This is a genomic window from Aeromonas sp. 102P (genome assembly GCF_051920345.1).
Taxonomy (GTDB): domain Bacteria; phylum Pseudomonadota; class Gammaproteobacteria; order Enterobacterales; family Aeromonadaceae; genus Aeromonas; species Aeromonas veronii.
In genome coordinates this window covers 1,999,268-2,017,060 of record NZ_JBQBCZ010000001.1, presented here as the reverse complement: position 1 = coordinate 2,017,060, position 17,793 = coordinate 1,999,268, and the positions used below count along the sequence as shown (strand labels likewise).

The 17,793-nt window shown below is 62.2% G+C and carries 11 protein-coding genes and 1 pseudogene; 10 read left to right on the top strand and 2 right to left on the bottom strand.

All coding sequences use genetic code 11. From position 1 onward, the window contains the following. The first annotated feature begins 294 nt into the window (after positions 1-294). The 7 genes and pseudogenes from ACTG1K_RS09695 to ACTG1K_RS09665 all read left to right on the top strand — a co-directional run bounded on the left by ACTG1K_RS09695 (position 295) and on the right by ACTG1K_RS09665 (position 9,136). A complete protein-coding gene (locus tag ACTG1K_RS09695; RefSeq protein WP_440005186.1) occupies positions 295-1,758 on the top strand; it encodes an NAD-dependent succinate-semialdehyde dehydrogenase in 1,464 nt (487 codons plus the stop codon). Between the two features lie 124 nt (positions 1,759-1,882). Further along, complete coding sequence (gabT, locus tag ACTG1K_RS09690; RefSeq protein WP_440005185.1) at positions 1,883-3,172, top strand: 4-aminobutyrate--2-oxoglutarate transaminase; 1,290 nt, start codon at positions 1,883-1,885, stop codon at positions 3,170-3,172. 366 nt (positions 3,173-3,538) lie between these two features. Beyond that, complete coding sequence (locus ACTG1K_RS09685) at positions 3,539-4,888, top strand: APC family permease (RefSeq protein WP_440005184.1); 1,350 nt, start codon at positions 3,539-3,541, stop codon at positions 4,886-4,888. A gap of 536 nt (positions 4,889-5,424) precedes the next feature. Further along, the gene (locus ACTG1K_RS09680) at positions 5,425-5,691 is read left to right on the top strand and encodes a hypothetical protein (RefSeq protein WP_021230505.1); all 267 of its coding nucleotides are present in this window, start codon (positions 5,425-5,427) and stop codon (positions 5,689-5,691) included. Continuing rightward, positions 5,691-7,037, top strand: a complete 1,347-nt coding sequence (locus tag ACTG1K_RS09675; protein ID WP_021230506.1) for an APC family permease — start codon at positions 5,691-5,693, stop codon at positions 7,035-7,037. Before ACTG1K_RS09680 ends, ACTG1K_RS09675 begins: the two co-directional genes overlap by 1 nt. A 266-nt stretch (positions 7,038-7,303) precedes the next feature. Continuing rightward, positions 7,304-8,491, top strand: a pseudogene (locus ACTG1K_RS09670) (Na/Pi cotransporter family protein). Between the two features lie 174 nt (positions 8,492-8,665). Further along, complete coding sequence (locus tag ACTG1K_RS09665; RefSeq protein WP_111901522.1) at positions 8,666-9,136, top strand: FKBP-type peptidyl-prolyl cis-trans isomerase; 471 nt, start codon at positions 8,666-8,668, stop codon at positions 9,134-9,136. A 64-nt stretch (positions 9,137-9,200) separates the two neighbouring features. On the opposite strand, the gene ggt is transcribed toward ACTG1K_RS09665, so the two are convergent. Beyond that, entirely contained in the window at positions 9,201-10,982 is a 1,782-nt protein-coding gene (gene ggt, locus ACTG1K_RS09660) for a gamma-glutamyltransferase (protein WP_440005183.1), read from the bottom strand. Positions 10,983-11,173: 191 nt separating this feature from the next. Next, positions 11,174-12,085, bottom strand: a complete 912-nt coding sequence (rdgC, locus tag ACTG1K_RS09655; protein WP_440005182.1) for a recombination-associated protein RdgC — start codon at positions 12,083-12,085, stop codon at positions 11,174-11,176. 177 nt (positions 12,086-12,262) lie between these two features. Here rdgC and ACTG1K_RS09650 point away from each other — a divergent pair, with 177 nt between their 5' ends. The 3 genes from ACTG1K_RS09650 to ACTG1K_RS09640 all read left to right on the top strand — a co-directional run bounded on the left by ACTG1K_RS09650 (position 12,263) and on the right by ACTG1K_RS09640 (position 17,770). Further along, on the top strand, positions 12,263-12,691 hold the full coding sequence (locus tag ACTG1K_RS09650) for a GNAT family N-acetyltransferase (RefSeq protein ID WP_440005181.1): 429 nt from the start codon (positions 12,263-12,265) through the stop codon (positions 12,689-12,691). A 103-nt stretch (positions 12,692-12,794) separates the two neighbouring features. Then, positions 12,795-14,021, top strand: a complete 1,227-nt coding sequence (locus ACTG1K_RS09645; protein WP_421244340.1) for an exonuclease SbcCD subunit D C-terminal domain-containing protein — start codon at positions 12,795-12,797, stop codon at positions 14,019-14,021. Next, a complete protein-coding gene (locus ACTG1K_RS09640) occupies positions 14,018-17,770 on the top strand; it encodes an AAA family ATPase (protein ID WP_440005180.1) in 3,753 nt (1,250 codons plus the stop codon). Before ACTG1K_RS09645 ends, ACTG1K_RS09640 begins: the two co-directional genes overlap by 4 nt. The last annotated feature ends 23 nt before the right edge of the window (positions 17,771-17,793 follow it).

Sequence of the window (17,793 nt, the reverse complement as noted above, 5' to 3'; positions counted from 1 at the left end):
TTTCCCTTGCCGTTCACTATGTTACACAGCGAAACCGTTCATTATTTTGCACACCTGATTTACCATCCCCCGGTCATCTGCCCACTTGCAGCCTGCAAGCAAACCGGAGAAAGCGCGCTACACAGCCCATTTTCTAGCATGGCGCCCCCCAGCAATTCAAATATATTTAACACTTGAAAAACATTTCAGCTCAAATTATGGTCTTCCTGTGCTTATTATTTTATACGGCAGCGGCGCAGGAAGGGTCGGCTCACTCCGGCAACCAGCTGCTCTGACCCACACTCGAGGCTTCTCATGTCAGGAACAACATCCCACTCCAGCTTGATCACATCCCGCGCCTATATAGATGGACAGTGGTGCGAGGCCGCCAGCGGCCGCACCTTCGAGGTCACCAACCCCGCCAGCGGGGCTGTCATTACCCAGGTGCCCGACATGGATGCCGAGGATACCCGCCGCGCCATCGCGGTCGCCCACGCGGCGCAACCCGCCTGGGCGGCACTGACTGCCAAGGAGCGCAGCAACAAGCTCTACGCCTGGTTTGCCGCCATCACAACCCACAGCGACGAGCTGGCCCGTATCATGACCTGCGAGCAGGGCAAGCCGCTGGCGGAAGCAAAGGGCGAGGTGACCTATGGCGCCAGCTTTATCCAGTGGTTCGCCGAGGAGGGCAAGCGCGCTTATGGCCGCACCATCCCGGGCTTTAGCGGCGATCGCCGGCTGGCCACCATCAAGCAGCCGGTGGGCGTGGTCGCCGCCATCACTCCGTGGAATTTCCCGATAGCCATGATCACCCGCAAAGCGGGCCCGGCGCTGGCAGCCGGTTGCACCATCGTCATCAAACCTGCCGCCGAGACGCCGCTCTGCGCGCTGGCGCTGGCGCTGCTTGCCGAGCAGGCAGGGATCCCCGCCGGTGTCATCAATATCGTCACCAGCCATCAGGCGAGCGCGGTGGGCAACGAGCTGTGCAGCAATCCGGTGGTGCGCAAGCTCTCCTTCACCGGCTCCACCCGCATCGGCAAACTGCTGATGCGCCAGTGCGCCGACACCATGAAGAAGCTGTCGCTGGAGCTGGGTGGCAACGCCCCCTTTATCGTCTTTGACGACGCCGACCTCGATGCCGCCGTGGCTGGGGCGCTCGCCTCCAAATACCGCAACGCCGGGCAGACCTGCGTCTGCGCCAACCGCATTCTGGTGCAGGCCAGTGTCTACGACGCCTTCGCCGAGAAGCTGACTGCCGCCGTCGCCGCCTTCAAGGTGGGAGATGGCATGGCGGAGGGCACCCAGATCGGCCCGCTCATCAACCCGGCTGCCGCCAGCAAGGTGGCCGATCTGGTGCAGCAATCGGTCGCCGCCGGTGCCGAAGTGCTGCTGGGGGGCGAAGCTCACCCCGCCGGTCCCCTTTTTTACCGCCCCACCATTCTGGGCAAGGTGGATAAAACCAACCCCATCCTGCAGGAGGAGATCTTCGGCCCGGTCGCCCCGCTGGTGTGCTTCGAGAGCGAAGCCGAAGCCATCGCCATTGCCAACGACACCCCTTATGGCCTGGCCGCCTACTTCTATGGCCGCGATATCGCCCGGGTGTGGCGCGTCGCCGAGCAGCTGGAGTACGGCATGGTCGGCATCAACGAGGGGATCATCTCCACCGAGCTGGCTCCCTTTGGCGGCATCAAGGAGTCGGGGTTGGGCCGGGAGGGTGCAGCCGAGGGGCTGGAGGAGTATCTGGAGACCAAATACCTCTGCTTTGGCGCCATTCGCTAGGGCAGCAACAGAGAGACAAGGCGCCGCCGATCTGGCTCGATGGGCTGATCGGCGGTGATGGGCGCCAAAACGCCTGCCACATTTTCAGGGAATATCGGGGGCTGCGGCCCCTCAGGGAGGAAAGATGAGTCAGTCAGAATCAAACAAAGCGTGGCAAGCGCGCCGCGAAGCAGCAGTGGTCAACGGCGTTGGCACCCTGCTGCCGGTCTTTATCGACCGGGCGCAAAATGCCGAGCTGTGGGATGTGGAGGGCAACCGCTACATCGACTTTGCCTCCGGCATCGCCGTGCTCAATACCGGCCACAACCACCCCAAAGTGGTGGCGGCGGTGCGCAAGCAGCTGGAAAAGTTCAGCCACACCTGCTTTCAGGTCACCCCCTACCCCGGCTATATCGAGCTTGCCGAGAAGCTCAACGCCCTGGTGCCCGGCCCGACGCCGAAACGCACCCTGTTTCTCTCCACCGGCGCCGAGGCGGTCGAGAACGCCATCAAGATTGCCCGCGCCCACACCGGCCGCAGCGGCACCATCGCCTTCAAGGGGGGCTTTCATGGCCGCACCATGATGGGGATGGCGCTCACCGGCAAGGTGGTGCCCTACAAGACCGGCTTTGGCCCCTTCCCGGGCGAGGTCTACCACATCCCCTTCCCCGCCGATTATCTCGGGGTGAGTGAAGAGGATGCCCTGCACGCCCTCGAGCTCTGCTTCAGCGCCGATATCGAGCCGAGCCGGGTGGCAGCCATCATCATCGAGCCGGTGCAGGGCGAAGGGGGCTTCTATCCCGCCTCCCCGAGCTTTATGCAGAAGCTGCGCAGCGTCTGCGACCAGCACGGTATTTTGCTCATCTGCGACGAGATCCAGAGCGGTTTTTGCCGCACCGGCAAGACCTTCGCCACCGAATATGCCGGCATCGAGCCGGACATCATGACCCTGGCCAAGAGTCTGGCGGGGGGCTTCCCTCTCTCGGCGGTGGTGGGCAAGGCGGAGATCATGAACGCGGCCAAACCGGGGGGCCTGGGTGGCACCTATGCCGGTTCCCCCATCGCCTGCGCCGCCGCGCTGGCGGTCTTGCAAGTGATCGACGAGGAAAAACTCAACCAGAAAGCGCTGGATCAGGGGGAGCAGATCAAGGCGGGGCTGGAACGCATAGCCGAGCGTTTTGACTGCATAGGTCAAATTCGCGGCCCCGGTGCCATGGTGGCCATGGAGCTGGTGAAACGCCGTGATGCCAGCCAGCCCGATCCCGACCTCACCAAACGTCTGGTGGCCGAGGCGGGCAAACGCGGTCTGGTCCTGCTCTCATGCGGGGTGCGCGCAAATGTCATCCGTTTTCTTGCCCCCCTGACAGCCCCTGCGGCAGTGATTGACGAGGGGCTGCAACTCCTTGAAAAATCACTGGAGGCCGTGCTGGCCTGACCAGCAGGAAAGTGACCACTCACCTGTGCAAATAAATGCAATTTTGCCCCCTTTTTTTCTTGTCAAGGGGGCCCTGCAAATGCACAATGCGCCGCCACTGAAAGAACCGATGTAAAACAATGGCATCGGTTCTTTTTTAGACAGTGAACAAACCCATAAACGAGGCCGGATCACCCCCGGGAAAGATAGCGAGATTGGCAGCAGTCTCCCGACACCAAGTCTAGTGAGGAACAACATGGGGCATCTCAATGCTTTCCAACCGGCCATGGCCGGTGTGCGCCGCCCTGGCGCCCTTGATTCCCGGGCCTCTCTCCCGGTTTCGTTGATGGACCGTGCCACTCTGGCACTGCATGAGGAACATGCATAATGGCGGCCCAGCAGGTTGGTCTGAAAAAGACCCTCAAACTGTGGCAGGTCGTGGTTATGGGACTGGCGTACCTCACCCCCATGGCGGTGTTCGACACCTTCGGCATCGTTACCGAGATCACCGAAGGCCATGTGCCGACCGCCTACCTGTTTGCTCTCATCGGCATGCTGTTCACTGCCCTGAGCTACGGCCATCTGGTGCGCAAGTTCCCGTCAGCCGGCTCTGCCTATACCTATGCCCAGAAGGTGTTTCACCCCTATGTCGGCTTTATGGTGGGCTGGACCTCCCTGCTCGACTACATGTTCATGCCGATGATCAACATGCTGCTGGCCAAGATCTATCTGGAAGCCCTCTTCCCGAACGTAGAGCCCTGGACCTATATCTTCGGTCTGGCGGCGGTGATGACCGCCCTCAACCTGCGCGGCATCAAGCTGGTGGCCAACTTCAACAGCCTGATCGTGGTAATGCAGTTCGGCATCATCGCCATCTTCATCGGACTGATCGCTTGGGGCGTTCACAACGGTGAAGGGTTGGGGACCGTGGTCAGCAGCCGTCCCTTCTTCTCCGAGCAGATCCAGGTGTCACCGCTGCTGATGGGGGCCTCCATCCTCTGTCTGTCGTTCCTCGGTTTTGACGCCATCAGTACCCTGTCGGAAGAGACCCCGGACGCGGATCGGGTGATCCCCCGCGCCATCGTGCTGACGGCGCTGATCGGCGGTGTGCTGTTTGTCACCACCTCCTACTTCCTGCAACTCTACTTCCCAGACATCTCCCGCTTCCAGCATCCGGATGCGGTACTGCCGGAGATCGCCCTCTATGTCGGCGGCAAGCTGTTCCAGGCGGTGGTGCTAGTCTGCACCACAGTAGCGGTGCTGGCCTCGGGGCTCGCCTCCCACGCCGGTGTATCGCGCCTGCTCTACGTGATGGGTCGTGATCGCGCCCTGCCCGCCCGCTTCTTCGGCTACATCCATCCGAAGTGGCAGACTCCGGCGTTCAACGTGCTGCTGGTCGGCCTGCTGGCCCTCTCTGCGGTGTCGCTGGATCTGGAGATGGCGCTGGCGCTGATCAACTTTGGCGCCCTGGTGGCCTTCACCTTCGTCAATCTGGCGGTGATTGCCCACTTCTATGTGAAGCTGGGCCGCAACAAGTGTCTCAAGGATCACCTGATGTACCTGCTGCTGCCGCTCTGTGGCGCCGCCTGCATCGGGGTACTGTGGCTCAACCTCGAGCCCTCCTCCTTCGAGCTGGGGCTGATCTGGGCGGCGCTGGGGGCCATCTACCTGTTCCTGCGCCTCACCGTGTTCCGCATCCCGCTGCATACCGCCGACAAGGTGGAGATTGCCCAGTAACCGCTGGCGCCTCTCCCCCCGATAGCGAACAAGGAGCCTGCGGGCTCCTTGTTGTTTTTGCGGTGCTCTGGTGGCCAGCTGCACGGGTTGCAAGAAATGCGGTTTCTGCAGGAAGTGTGACTGATTTCAAATAACTACCCAGCCGGGCTGCTCGCCGTGCCATGGCCCGAGCCGCGTTGCCTTCTATCCTCAGTCATTAATGTGAATGGATATGCAGCCACTCTTTTTCACTTCACCCCCTCCCATCCCCCGCCAGCCGGTAAGCTCGCAGGACTCGAGCCCGGGGGAACGCCGCCAAATATGATCAGGATCAATGTTGAGGCGCTATGCACCCTGCAGCCCCGATTTGCCGATTTTTCATACGCCATGACAGGGTTCTGTTCCCCCCGAAAAAGGGGGAGCGGCTCGGGGACGGCTGCAGGGGGCGAGTGACCACTTACCTGCCCCGTGCGTATGCAAAAAAATGCGTTAATCCGCCCTTTTTTGCTTGTCAAGGGGGCTGACCGAATGCACAATACGCCGCCAATAAAGGACCGATGTTCACTGCGACATCGGTTTTTGTATTTTTGAAGTGCAGTACAAACCCACCACAAGAGGCCGGAACGTTTCCGGAAGTGATATTCGAGATTGCCAAACAATCTCCCGACGTTGAGAGGATAACAATGGGGCGTTTTAATGCTTTCCTGCCGGTACAGCCCGGTATGCGCCTCCCCGGCGCCCTTGATGTACAGGCTTGCGAATCCATCGTATCCCTGCGCTCGTTGCAAGCACGTGCTGCGGCACTGATTGAGGAGAAAGCGTAATGGCATCGCAAAACGCCAAGCTGCTCAAGACCCTTACCCTGACACAAGTGATTGTGATGGGTCTGGCCTATCTGACCCCCATGGCTGTCTTCGACACCTTCGCCATCGTCGGTGACATCACCGACGGCCGGGTCGCCACCGCCTATCTGCTGGCTCTGGGTGGCATCCTGCTGACCGCTTTCAGCTACGGACATCTGGTACGCAAGTTCCCCTCTGCGGGCTCTGCCTATACCTATGCCCAGAAGGTGTTCAACCCCTACGTCGGTTTCATGGTCGGCTGGTCATCCCTGCTCGACTATATGTTCATGCCGATGATCAACATTCTGCTGGCCAAGATCTACCTGACCGCCATGTTCCCGGGCGTTGAGCCCTGGGTGTTCATCTTCGGTCTGGTGACCGTGATGACCTTCCTGAACCTGCGTGGCATCAATCTGGTAGCCAACTTCAACGGTCTGATCGTGGTGATCCAGCTGGCCATCATCACCCTCTTTATCGGCCTGATGGCGTGGGGCATCTACCACGGCGAAGGGGCTGGCACCCTGATGAGCAGCCGTCCGTTCCACTTCGAGTCAGCACAGCTGGTACCGCTCTTTACCGGTGCGACCATCCTCTGCTTCTCGTTCCTGGGCTTTGACGGTCTGAGTTCCCTCTCCGAAGAGACTCCGAACGCTGGCAAGGTGATCCCCAAGGCGATCGTGCTGACTGCCCTTATCGGCGGCATCATCTTCGTGGTGGTCTCTTACTGCCTGCAGCTCTACTTCCCGAGCCTCGCCCGCTTCCAGCATCCGGATGCGGTATTGCCGGAGATCGCCCTCTACGTTGGCGGCACCTTCTTCCAGTCCGTGGTTCTGGTCTGCACCACGGTCGCGGTACTGGCCTCCGGCATGGCGGCTCACGCCGGTGTGTCGCGCATCCTCTACGTGATGGGGCGTGACCGCATGATCCCGGAGCGGGTGTTTGGCTACATCCACCCGAAATACCGCACCCCGGCCATCAACGTGCTGATGGTGGGCGGTCTGGCCCTCTCCGCCGTGTCGTTTGATCTGGATACCGCGCTGGCGCTGGTCAACTTCGGCGCACTGGTGGCGTTCAGCTTCGTCAACCTGTCGGTGATCGGTCAGTTCTGGGTGCGCGAGAAGCGCAACAAGACCCTCAAGGATCACGTCATCTACCTGTTGATGCCGCTGCTCGGTGCCGCCACCATCGGCGCTCTGTGGATCAACCTGGAGCAGAGCTCGCTGGAGCTGGGCCTGATCTGGGCGGGCCTCGGCGCAACCTATCTGTTCCTGCGTCTGGCGGTGTTCCGTATCCCGTTCCGTCAGTACGAGGAAGCGGCTGACGCCTGATCCTTTGCGGATAACGGATAGACAGAAGGGGAGCCATGGCTCCCCTTTTGCTATTTGACGGGCTGAATATGGGGCTCGACTATTGCCACTCTCCCGCACTTGCTTGGTCGGCAAGGAACAGACAGGGCGGATGGCGTCACCAGCCATATTTCTCGCCATCCCCATCATCTATTAGCGAGCAAACCACCAAAGCAAGTCATAAAACCATCATAAAAGTGTCACCTTGTCATATTTCTGTCATTAACCACTGATTAAATGCGCGGGTCATCAACAACCCAAGACGGAACGACCGTCTCAAGAGGCTTTATGCAACACCATCACTCCTTGTCACAGCCGCCCGCGACCCGCGCCCTGTTCAACTGGATGAGTGTCATCGTACTGGTCTACCTGATCCTGGTTGCCGTGGGCGCCATCTCCCACGGCTTCAAAGATTTCTCCGGCGGCGCCGAGGGCGCAGCCCAGATCTTCGCCTTTGCCAACAACCCCTTTGTCGCCCTGCTGCTGGGTATTCTCGCTACCGCGCTGGTGCATCCTCCAGCACCGTCACCTCGGTGATCGTTGGTCTGGTGGCTGGCGGCCTGCCCATCGGCATGGCCATCCCCATGGTCATGGGTGCCAACCTCGGCACCACCATCACCAACACCATCGTCTCCATGGGCCATGTACGGGATCGCGCCGAGTTCCGCCGCGCCTTCGCCGCCGCCACCGTGCACGACTTTTTCAACCTGCTGGCGGTGTTCATCTTCCTGCCGCTGGAACTGATGTTCGGTCTGCTGCAACATAGCGCCGAGTGGCTGGCCAACCTGCTGGTAGGCTCCGCCAACATGTCGATGAAGGGCATGGATTTCATGAAGCCGCTGACCGCACCGGCCCAGCAGCTGATTGACAGTGCTGTTGCCTTCCTGCCGGGCAAGGGTGCCGCCATCGCGACCATCGTCATTGGTATCCTGCTGATCCTCGCCTGCGTCACGTATCTCGGCAAAGTGCTGCAACAGGTACTGGTTGGCCGCGCCAAAGAGGTGCTGCACAAGGCGCTGGGCCGTGGCCCGCTGACCGGCATTACCTCCGGTGCGCTGGTGACCATCATGGTGCAATCCTCCTCCACCACCACCAGCCTGATGATCCCGCTGGCCGGCGGCGGCGTGTTCAGCACCCGTCAGCTCTACCCCTTCACCCTGGGGGCCAATATCGGTACCACCATCACCGCCCTGCTGGCTGCCACCGCCATCAGCGGAGCCGGTGCCCAGCTGGCCCTGACCATCGCGCTGGTCCACGTGCTGTTCAACCTCTTTGCCGTGGTCATCATCTATGGCATCCCCTTCCTGCGCGACCTGCCGGTGCGCGCCGCCGAGGGGCTGGCCCGGGTAGGCAGCGAGAACAAGCTGCTGGCTCTGGGTTATGTGACGGGTCTCTTCTTCGCCCTGCCCGCCCTGATGATGGTGGCCGCCAAGTAAGCGCCGCCGCCATGACGAGGGGCGAGTCACCGACTCGCCCCTTTTTCCGTCTGCGTCTCCGAGCTTTGCCTGCCCGCTCACATCCTCCCGCCCTGTGGCTCGCCATCAGGGGCGGTGCGCGATAAGATGGCGCCCTCATTGCACTTTTTACATTTCATGGAACAGGAAAAACCGATGAAATTCATACTGATCGCGCTGCTGGTTGCCGGTGTCGCCTACTACTTCTACTCCAGCAGCAACAACAAGAAGCTGGCCGAAGATAATGTTCGCAAGGGGGCCGAGTTCCTCGCCAGCAACAAGGAGAAACCGCTGGTGACCACCACCGCCTCCGGCCTGCAGTACGAAGTGCTGACTCCGGGTACCGGCACCGTTCACCCCACCGCCACCAGCAAGGTGAAGGTGCACTACGAGGGCAAGCTGCTTGACGGCACCATCTTTGACAGCTCGGTCGCCCGTGGCGAGCCCATCGAGTTTGGCCTTAATCAGGTGATCAAGGGGTGGACCGAAGGGGTTCAGCTGATGGTAGAAGGGGAGAAGACCCGCTTCTATATCCCGGCCAACCTCGCCTACGGTGACCGCGCCGCCGGCAAAATTCCGCCGGGATCCGTACTGATCTTTGATGTGGAGCTGTTGGGTATCCAGTAAGCGCTCCGTCACGCTCCATCAACAACAAGGCCAGCATTATGCTGGCCTTGTTGTTATGGGAACCTTACTCCCCCTTGGCGATCCCTTCCCGGCGCGGATCCGCTGCACCAAACCAGCCGCCAGCGTTGCGCTCAACCCCCTGCAGGCCGGAGGTCTGCTCGTTCAGCACCACCTCATGTCCCCTCGCCTTCAATCCCTCGACCACCGACATGGGGGTGCGTCCCGCTTCCAGCTCGGTGGGGCCGTTGCGGCTGCCAAAGTTGGGCAGGTTGATAGCCTGTTGCAGGTTCAGGCCCCAATCCTGGGTGCCGAGCAGGGTCTTGCCCACGTAGTTGATGATGGCGGAGCCCCCCGGAGAGCCCAGCGTCATGGTTAGCTCGCCGCTTGGCTTGTCAAACACCAGCAGGGGTGACATGGAGGATCGGGGCCGCTTGCCCGGCTCCACCCGATTTGCCACCGGCAGACCGGCAGCATCCACCGAGGTGAAGGAGAAATCGGTGAGCTGGTTGTTGAGCAGGTAGCCGTTGACCATCTGACGCGATCCGAAACCATCCTCGATGGAGCTGGTCATGGAGATGGCCATCCCCGCCTTGTCGACGATCGAGACATGGCTGGTAGAGGGGAGTTCGGGGGTCGCATCCTTGCCGCGTGCCAGCGCCAGTGGCGGCGTACCGGGCTTGGCAATCCCCATGGAGTGCTGACCGACAAGCTTGCCCCGCTCGGCCAGATAGTCCTTGTCCAGCAACCCCAGCACCGGCACGCTGACAAAATCGCTGTCGGCGACGTACTGGTTGCGATCGGCGAAGGCCAGACGCGCCGCTTCACTGTAGAGGTGGATAGCCTCGCTGGAGGCAGCCAGCCCCCCCTCTTTCGTGGTGATCGGCTTGAGGGCCGCCATATCACGGCTCTCCAGCATGCCGAAGATCTGGCCGAGCGCCAGGGTGCCGGACGAGGGAGTGGGAAAGCCGCAGATCTTGCTCTGGCGATAGTCAAAGCAGAGGCCATCACGCACTTTGGCCTGATAGCTGGCCAGATCGGTGGCCGCCAGTACTCCGGGATTGGTGGGATGCTGGCGAACCTTGGCCACCATGGCATCCGCCAGCGGCCCCCGATAGAAGGCATCCGCCCCCTCTGTGGCCAGAGTGCGCAACACCCTGGCCAACGCTGGGTTGGTCAGCCGGGTGCCCGCCGTTTTGGGGCTGCCATCCGCCTGATAGAAGTAGGCACGCGCCTGCGGATCCCGTGCCAGATAGGGATCCTTGGCCAGCAATGTGGCCAGCCGTGGACTTATCACAAATCCTTGTTCTGCCAGCATGATGGCGGGCTCGAACAGCACAGCCCAGGGCAGCTTGCCATAACGCTGATGGGCCAGTGCCAGAGCGCGCAGGGTGCCGGGAACGCCGACCGAGCGGCCCCCCACCACCCCGTCATAAAACGCCAGCGGCTTGCCATCTTGCATAAACAGCTGGTCGGTGGCAGCAGTCGGCGCCGTCTCGCGGCCATCCACCGCACTCACCTTGCGGCCATCCCACACCAGCAGCAGCGTCCCGCCACCGATCCCGGAAGATTGCGGCTCCACCAGCGTCAATACCAGCTGCACCGCAATGGCAGCATCGACGGCACTGCCACCGGCATTGATGATCTGGTAGCCCGCATCCACCGCCAGCGGGTTGGCGGCCGCCACCATGAAGTCATGGCCCTGCCAACCCTGTTTGTCGGTCCAGCCACTGGCGGCTTCCGGCGCGATCAGGGTCTGGGCTGGCGGGGTGTAGTGAAAGCCGTTGTCACTGGCACAACCGGCCAGCAGGGCAAGGGCGACAGCCAGCCCCAGAGGTTTGCGCAACATGACACTCTCCTTGTCTGTTTTATGACCATGAAGAGGGACTATGTCACGATTGGCGCTGACAGCTCAAGTTATTGAACCAGATCAATATCTTACTCATCTATCAATAATGGCAATCCGCAATAGATATAAAAAAACCGCCCGAAGGCGGCTTTTACGATGGGATGGCAGAGGCCAAACAGGCGCAAGTCCGGTTAGATGGACTGCTCTTCGCCACCCAGGGCGGCAAACAGCGCCGGGATAAACTGGGACAGCTCGGCGGTCACCAGCGCGAAATCGGCATCCAGACGGGCGGCCGGATCTTCGCTGGTGACGTCGTCGTTCTGCTCGCGCAGCTCTTCGCTGAATTTCAGACGCTTGATGGAGAGATCATCCCCCAGCACGAAGCTGACGGTCTCGCCCCAGTTGAGGGCCAGCTTGGTCACCAGCTTGTCGTTGGCCAGGTGGTTCTTGATTTCATCCGTCATCAGATCCTGCTGCTTGCAGCGGATGATGCCGCCGTGCTCCATGGCACTGCGCAGCTCGGCTTCATCTTCCAGCGTGAAGGAGGCAGGCAGGTTGCCCTCGTTCAACCACTCGGTCATGGTGATCTCGGGCGGGTTCTTGAGAGCCACCGGCACCACAGGCAGGGAGCCGATGGATTTGCGCAACAGTGCCAGCAGATCATCCGCCTTCTTGGCAGAACCTGCGTCCACCACCATCAAATTGTCGGCCGGATTGATCCAGGCGAAGGTCTGGCTGGTACGACTGAAGGCACGGGGCAGCAGGGTGTGGAGGATCTCCTCTTTCAGCGCTTCCTTCTCTTTCTTCTTGAGGGCGCGACCCTGTTCGAACTCGATCGCCTCTACCTTCTCGGCCAGCATCTCCTTGACCACGGTACCGGGCAGCATCTTCTCCTCTTTGCGGGCGCAGATGAGGATGTGACCGGAGGCAGAGTGAGTCAGGGTTGAGCCGAATTTGCCAAGGGGCTTGACCCACCCGAAACGGGAGATGTCCTGACTGCCGCAAGGGGTGAAGGCACAGGCTTCCAGCTGGGTTTCCAGCAGATCCACGGTCAGGTCAAAGGGGCGGGTAAAGCGATAAATCTGCAGGTTTTTAAACCACATGGCGTCCTCGGTCTCTAGATTGTCCGGCGGGCATTGTACTAGAGAGGCGCTTTGTGATCAGCCAATCATTCTCGCTAAATAAAGGGCGATCGACCTCACAGGGTCTCATTTATGTCACCTGTTTGTTCATCAAGTTCTCCTAGACTGCGAAAGTAAATTGTTAATAAGGATGAAGGTATGTTGCGGCCCAGTCGCCCGGAAGACATGGAAGAGATCGTCGAAATCTGGTTGCTGGCCTCCCTGCAGGCCCACGATTTCGTCGATGCCTCCTGCTGGTGGCAGGCACAGGAGGATCTGCGTACCCGCTATCTCGATCGTGCCGCCATCTGGGTGTTCGAGGAGCGCGGCGATCTGCTCGGTTTCATGGCGATGGTGGACAACTATCTCGCCGCCCTCTTTGTGCGTCCCGACCGTCAGGGTCGCGGTGTCGGCCACGCCCTGCTGCAGGAGGCCAAGCGTCAGGGGGCGTCGCTCTACGCCTGGGTCTTCGTCGAGAACGATCAGGCGGTACGTTTCTATCGTCGCCACGGTTTCGTCATCAAGGGTGAAGAGTCCGATCCCCTCACCGGTCACCCCCAGTACAAGATGTGCTGCGAACCCGCATGAACTGATGACAGACCGCTGTTTTACTTGAAAAAAGCACGGGGCATCCTCATCTTGTCTCCATCGGGTGCCCTAGGCACCGTCCCTGCAACCGGGCTGCTTTCCAATGAAAATCCTCCATACCGCCGACTGGCATCTTGGCCATCAACTCCATGGTCATGACCGCCGTTTTGAACACGATGCCTTCCTCGACTGGCTGAGCGACACCCTCAAGGCGTGCGAGATCGACGCCCTGTTGGTGGCGGGCGATCTGTTTGATACCGCCAATCCGCCCGCCAGCGCCTGGCAACAACTCTACCGTTTTCTGGCGCGGCTGCGCGCCGAGATGCCCCACCTCAACATGGTGCTGATCGGCGGCAACCACGACTCTCCCTCCAAGCTGGATGCCCCCCACGAGCTGCTGCGCGCCTTTGATCTGCATCTGGTGGGCAGCATCAGTCGCGACAGTGAGGGCAAGCTCGAGGCCGACCGCCTGCTGGTACCGCTGCAAGACAAGGAGGGCAACATTGCCGCCTGGTGCGCCGCCGTGCCGTTCCTGCGCAGCAGCGATCTGCGGGTGGAGCCTTTGGAAGAAGGGCAGGACCGGCTGATCGAAGGGGTACGCCAAATCTACGCCGAGGTATTGGCCGAAGGGCGCGCCCGCTGCGGGGAGGGTCTGCCGCTCATCGCCATGGGCCATGCCTATCTGGCGGCGGGCCAGCTCTCGGAGCTGTCGGAGCGGCGGGTGCTCGGCGGCAACCAACACGCACTGCCTGCCGAACTCTTTGCCGGTGCCGACTACACGGCGCTCGGTCACCTCCATCTGGCCCAGAGCCCGGCCGAGGGGGTGCACTACAGCGGCTCGCCGCTGCCGCTTTCGCTGGCCGAAGCCAACTACAACCATCAGGTGCTGGAAGTGACCTTTTCAGAGGGGAAACTGGCCGGGCTGGAGCGGATCCCGGTACCCCGCGCGGTGGAGATGATCCGCCTGCCCCAGAGCAGCCTCGACGACGCACTCAAAGCCATCGCATCGCTCGAGCTGCCTGATTGTCCACAAGAGGCACAGCCTTTCCTCGAAGTACGGCTGCTGCTGCCCAAGCCAGAAGCCCGCATCCGCGAGCGTATTCTGGCGGCCATCGCAGACAAGCCGGTGCGTCTGGCCCGCATCAGCACCCAGTATCAGGGCTCGGGCGAAGGGCTGGCCGATGGTCGCGAGCGGCGCAGGCTCGATGAGCTCTCCCCCACCGAGGTATTTCGCCTCTGCTATCAGCGCCAGTTTGAAGGGGAGCCCGAGGCTGGGCTGGTTGCCTCGTTTGAAGAGATCCTGGAGCAGGTGAAGGAGTCAAACCAATGAAAATCTTGTCTCTGTCAGGTGAGAATCTGGCCAGTCTGACCGGCCCCTTCACCATCGACTTTACCCAGGGGGCGCTCGGCGCTGCAGGCCTGTTTGCCATCACCGGCAATACCGGTGCGGGCAAGAGCACATTGCTCGACGCCATTTGTCTGGCCTTATACGACGAGATGCCGCGCTTTATCGCCAATCGCAAGAACGTGGCCGAAGTGGGCCGCATGGATGACGAGGAAAAGCTCAAGGCCAACGACGTGCGCGGCATCCTCAGCCGCGGTCACGCCAGCGGCTTTGCCGAGGTGCAATTTCGCGGCTGTGATGGCCGCATCTGGCTGGCCCGCTGGGCGGTACGCCGGGCACGCAACCGCTCGGAAGGGCGCTTTCAGGCGCAGGAGCGCACCCTGACCGATGTGGCGTCGGGGCAGGTTTTCTCCGGCAGCAAGCGGGAGCTGCAGGATCGCATCGACGAGCTGGTGGGTCTCTCTTGGGAGCAGTTCCGCCGCGCGGTGATCCTGCCGCAGGGGGAATTTGCCGCCTTTCTCAAATCGGATGCCAACGAGCGCTCCGCCCTGCTCGAACGGATGACCGGCACCGAGCTCTACTCCGCCATCTCCATCCAGACCTATGAGCGGGCGCGGGAAGAGCAGCATAAGCTGGCCACCATAGCCCAGCGCCTCGGCGACGTGGCACAGATGGATGAAGCGACCCGCGAACAGTGGGTAAGCCAGCAGATGAGCCTCTCCACCACCCTCAAGCACGAGCAGCAGCAACAGCAGCTGATGCAGGATCTGCGCGACCTCAACAGCCGCATTGCCGCCCAGCTGCTGGGCTGCGCCGAGGGACAGGCGGCGCTCGATGCCGCCCTGCAGGCCCACAGCGCCGCTGCCCCCGAGCGCGACGAGTTTGCCCGTGCCGAGCAGGCCCAGGTGGCCCGCGCCGATCACGACGAGCTGGCCCGCCTCACTCTGGAAGTGCAGCAGCAGGAGAAGGTGATCGCAGAACTGGGGCCTGAGCTGGCCAAGCTCGAGGAGCAGACCCAGCAGAGTGCGCTGACCGAGCAGCAGCTGCTGGCGGAGAAGATCGCCGCCGAACGGGAATGGGGCGCCCTGCAACCCGAACTCAAGCGGGCGCAGGAGCTCGATACCCGTATCAGGGAGAAAGTGCAGCAGTTGCAGAAGATCCAGCAGGAGGGGGCACAGGAGCGAGAAGTGCAACTCACGCTGGAGCAGGGCTGGCGCGAGCAAAGCCGACAGGTGGAGCTGCTCAAGCAGCAGCACCAGCAGTGGGGCCTTTGGCTCGAAGAGCACAAAGAGCTGGCACCGGTAGCCCGCCAGTGGCAGCCCCTGCTCACCGCCATGCAGGATTGGGCCGAGGATGCCGACAAGCTGCAACAGCTGCTCACCCTGCGGGATCACAAGCTGCGCGCCCTGCAGCAGTTGCAGCGCCAGCTGGAGCAAGGCCAGCAGGAGCGAGACTATTGGCAACATGAACAAGCTCGGCTGCAACAGCAACAGAACGAGTTGCAGGAGCAGCAGTGGGAGAGCCGCCTCGCCAAGGCGCAGGAGCAGTGGCAGCAGCAAACCGAACAGCTGGGTCAGCTGCGCCAGCTGCTGGAGCTGGCCGATTACGGCCGCAACCACGGCGAGCAGCATACCCGCCTGCAACAGGAGATTGCCCAGCTGGAGCAGGCGCTGGGCAAGCTCGCCACCCTAAGCGAAGAGCTGGCCCCCGCCCGCGAGCGGCTCGCCCTGCAGCGGGATGAGGCGCGCCATGCGCTGGAGCAGTCCCGCGCCATCGCCAGCTTCGAGCAGTATCGCCATATCCTGAGCGATGGCGAACCTTGCCCGCTGTGCGGTTCCGGGGAGCACCCCTACAGCCAGAGCCAGCCGCAGGTGGCGGGGCTCCTAGGTCAGCTGGCGGAGCGGGTCAGAAGCCTCGAACTCGAATGGGAGCGGCTCAACCACCAATACATTCAGTGCGAGAGCGAGCGTCAGGAGCTGGCCCGCCAGCTGGCGGTGCGCCAGCAACATCTGCCAGAGCTGGAGGCACGCGCCGAGCAGCTGACCCAGCGCTGGCAACAGCTGGGGGGCGATACCCTGCTCGGCCATCCGCTGCCGCTGCGCCAGAGCCCCATCGAGTGGAACGAGCTGATGAGCACCCTGCTTGGCCGTGGCCAAGCGCTGGAGCAGGGGTTGGCCCAAAGCCAGCAGCAGCTGCGTCAGGCCCAGCTTGGCCAACAACAGCTGCAAGGGGTGCGTCAACAACTGAGCCAACTGGCTGCCCAGCACCAGCAGTTTGACCAGCAGTGGCAAGAGGCCGACCGCCAGCGCATCGCACTGGAAGGGGAAGTGAAGGGGATGGGCGAGCAGGAGGCGACCCTGCGCCAGCGCCTTGAGCAAGGCGCCCACCGCCTCGACGAGCAGATGGGCGGCCAACCGTGGCGCCAATGGCTCGGCAGCCAGCAGTGGCACGAGTGGCAGCGAGCCTGCGAAGCCTGGCTGCACGGCCAGAGCGAGTGGGAGCGTCTGGCCAGCGAGATCGCCAGCCTCACCCCGGCACTAAGTGCGCAGGAGGCACGCCTGCAGACCCAGCGCGAGCTGCTGCACAAACTCGAGCGGGACTACAAGGAGCACGAACAGCAACGGCAGGGGCTGCTCACCAGCCGCAGCGGTTGTCTCGGTGGCGAGGAGATCCCGCTGGTCGAGAGCCGCTGGCAACAGCGTCTGCAACAACTCGCCAGCGAACTGGAGCTGATGCAAAGCGGCGGCCGTGCTCTGCGGGAGCGGCAGACTGAACTCAAGACCCGCCTCACCCATGTGGAGCAGGAAAAGCAGACCAGCAGCCGCCGCAAGCGGGAGGTGCTAGGCCGCTGGGCCGCCCACGCCAGTACCCTTGGCATTGCCGAGTACGACCTTCGCCGCCTGCTCGCCATCAGCCCCGATGAACTCAAGGCTCGCCGCTCTGCCCTGCAAGGGTTGGAAGATGCCCTTGGCGAGGCGCGCACCCGCCTTGCCGAGCGGCAACGGGCGCTGGCACTGGAGGAGAGCAAGCGGGATCGCTATCGCGAGCATCACCCCGAGCTGGCTGCCCTGCCGGATGCAGAGCTGAGCGAGCAGCTGGTGGCGCTCGATGCCCGCTGTCGCGCCCTTGAAGAGCAGCTGTTCGAGTGCAAGAGCAAGCTGGCACAGGCCGAAGCAGCCGCTCTCAAGGCAGGCAGCCTGCAACAGGAGCTGGCCGCCCAGCAGGCGGTGGCCGACCACTGGCAGCAGCTGTGCGATCTGATCGGGCAGGCCAACGGCGCCAAGTTCCGCACCTTCGCCCAGAGCCTCACCCTCGAGCGTCTGCTGCTGGAGGCCAACGCCCAGCTCGCCGAGCTATCGCCGCGCTACCGGCTGGAGCGGGTACCCGGCACCGATCTGGCGCTACAAGTGGTGGATCTCGACATGGGGGACGAGGTGCGTTCGGTGGACTCCCTCTCCGGTGGCGAGAGTTTTCTGGTGTCGCTGGCGCTGGCGCTGGCCCTCTCCAGCCTCTCGTCACGGCAGACCCAGGTCGAGTCGCTGTTTATTGACGAAGGGTTTGGCACGCTCGATCCAGACAGTCTGGATCTGGCGCTTTCCAGCCTCGACTCCCTGCAGGCCGCCGGTCGCCAGATCGGGGTCATCTCCCACGTCCAGACGCTGGTGGAGCGGATCGGCGTGCAGATCAGGATCGAAGCCCTCGGCGGTGGCGAGAGCCGGGTAGTGGTCCCCTGAGTAGCATCAGCTCAATCACCAGT

Coding starts and splice junctions, on each gene's coding strand:
- ACTG1K_RS09695 (WP_440005186.1), top strand. CDS start 295: ATGTCAGGAACAACATCCCACTCCAGCTTGATCACATCCCGCGCCTAT.
- gabT (WP_440005185.1), top strand. CDS start 1,883: ATGAGTCAGTCAGAATCAAACAAAGCGTGGCAAGCGCGCCGCGAAGCA.
- ACTG1K_RS09685 (WP_440005184.1), top strand. CDS start 3,539: ATGGCGGCCCAGCAGGTTGGTCTGAAAAAGACCCTCAAACTGTGGCAG.
- ACTG1K_RS09680 (WP_021230505.1), top strand. CDS start 5,425: ATGTTCACTGCGACATCGGTTTTTGTATTTTTGAAGTGCAGTACAAAC.
- ACTG1K_RS09675 (WP_021230506.1), top strand. CDS start 5,691: ATGGCATCGCAAAACGCCAAGCTGCTCAAGACCCTTACCCTGACACAA.
- ACTG1K_RS09665 (WP_111901522.1), top strand. CDS start 8,666: ATGAAATTCATACTGATCGCGCTGCTGGTTGCCGGTGTCGCCTACTAC.
- ggt (WP_440005183.1), bottom strand. CDS start 10,982: ATGTTGCGCAAACCTCTGGGGCTGGCTGTCGCCCTTGCCCTGCTGGCC.
- rdgC (WP_440005182.1), bottom strand. CDS start 12,085: ATGTGGTTTAAAAACCTGCAGATTTATCGCTTTACCCGCCCCTTTGAC.
- ACTG1K_RS09650 (WP_440005181.1), top strand. CDS start 12,263: ATGTTGCGGCCCAGTCGCCCGGAAGACATGGAAGAGATCGTCGAAATC.
- ACTG1K_RS09645 (WP_421244340.1), top strand. CDS start 12,795: ATGAAAATCCTCCATACCGCCGACTGGCATCTTGGCCATCAACTCCAT.
- ACTG1K_RS09640 (WP_440005180.1), top strand. CDS start 14,018: ATGAAAATCTTGTCTCTGTCAGGTGAGAATCTGGCCAGTCTGACCGGC.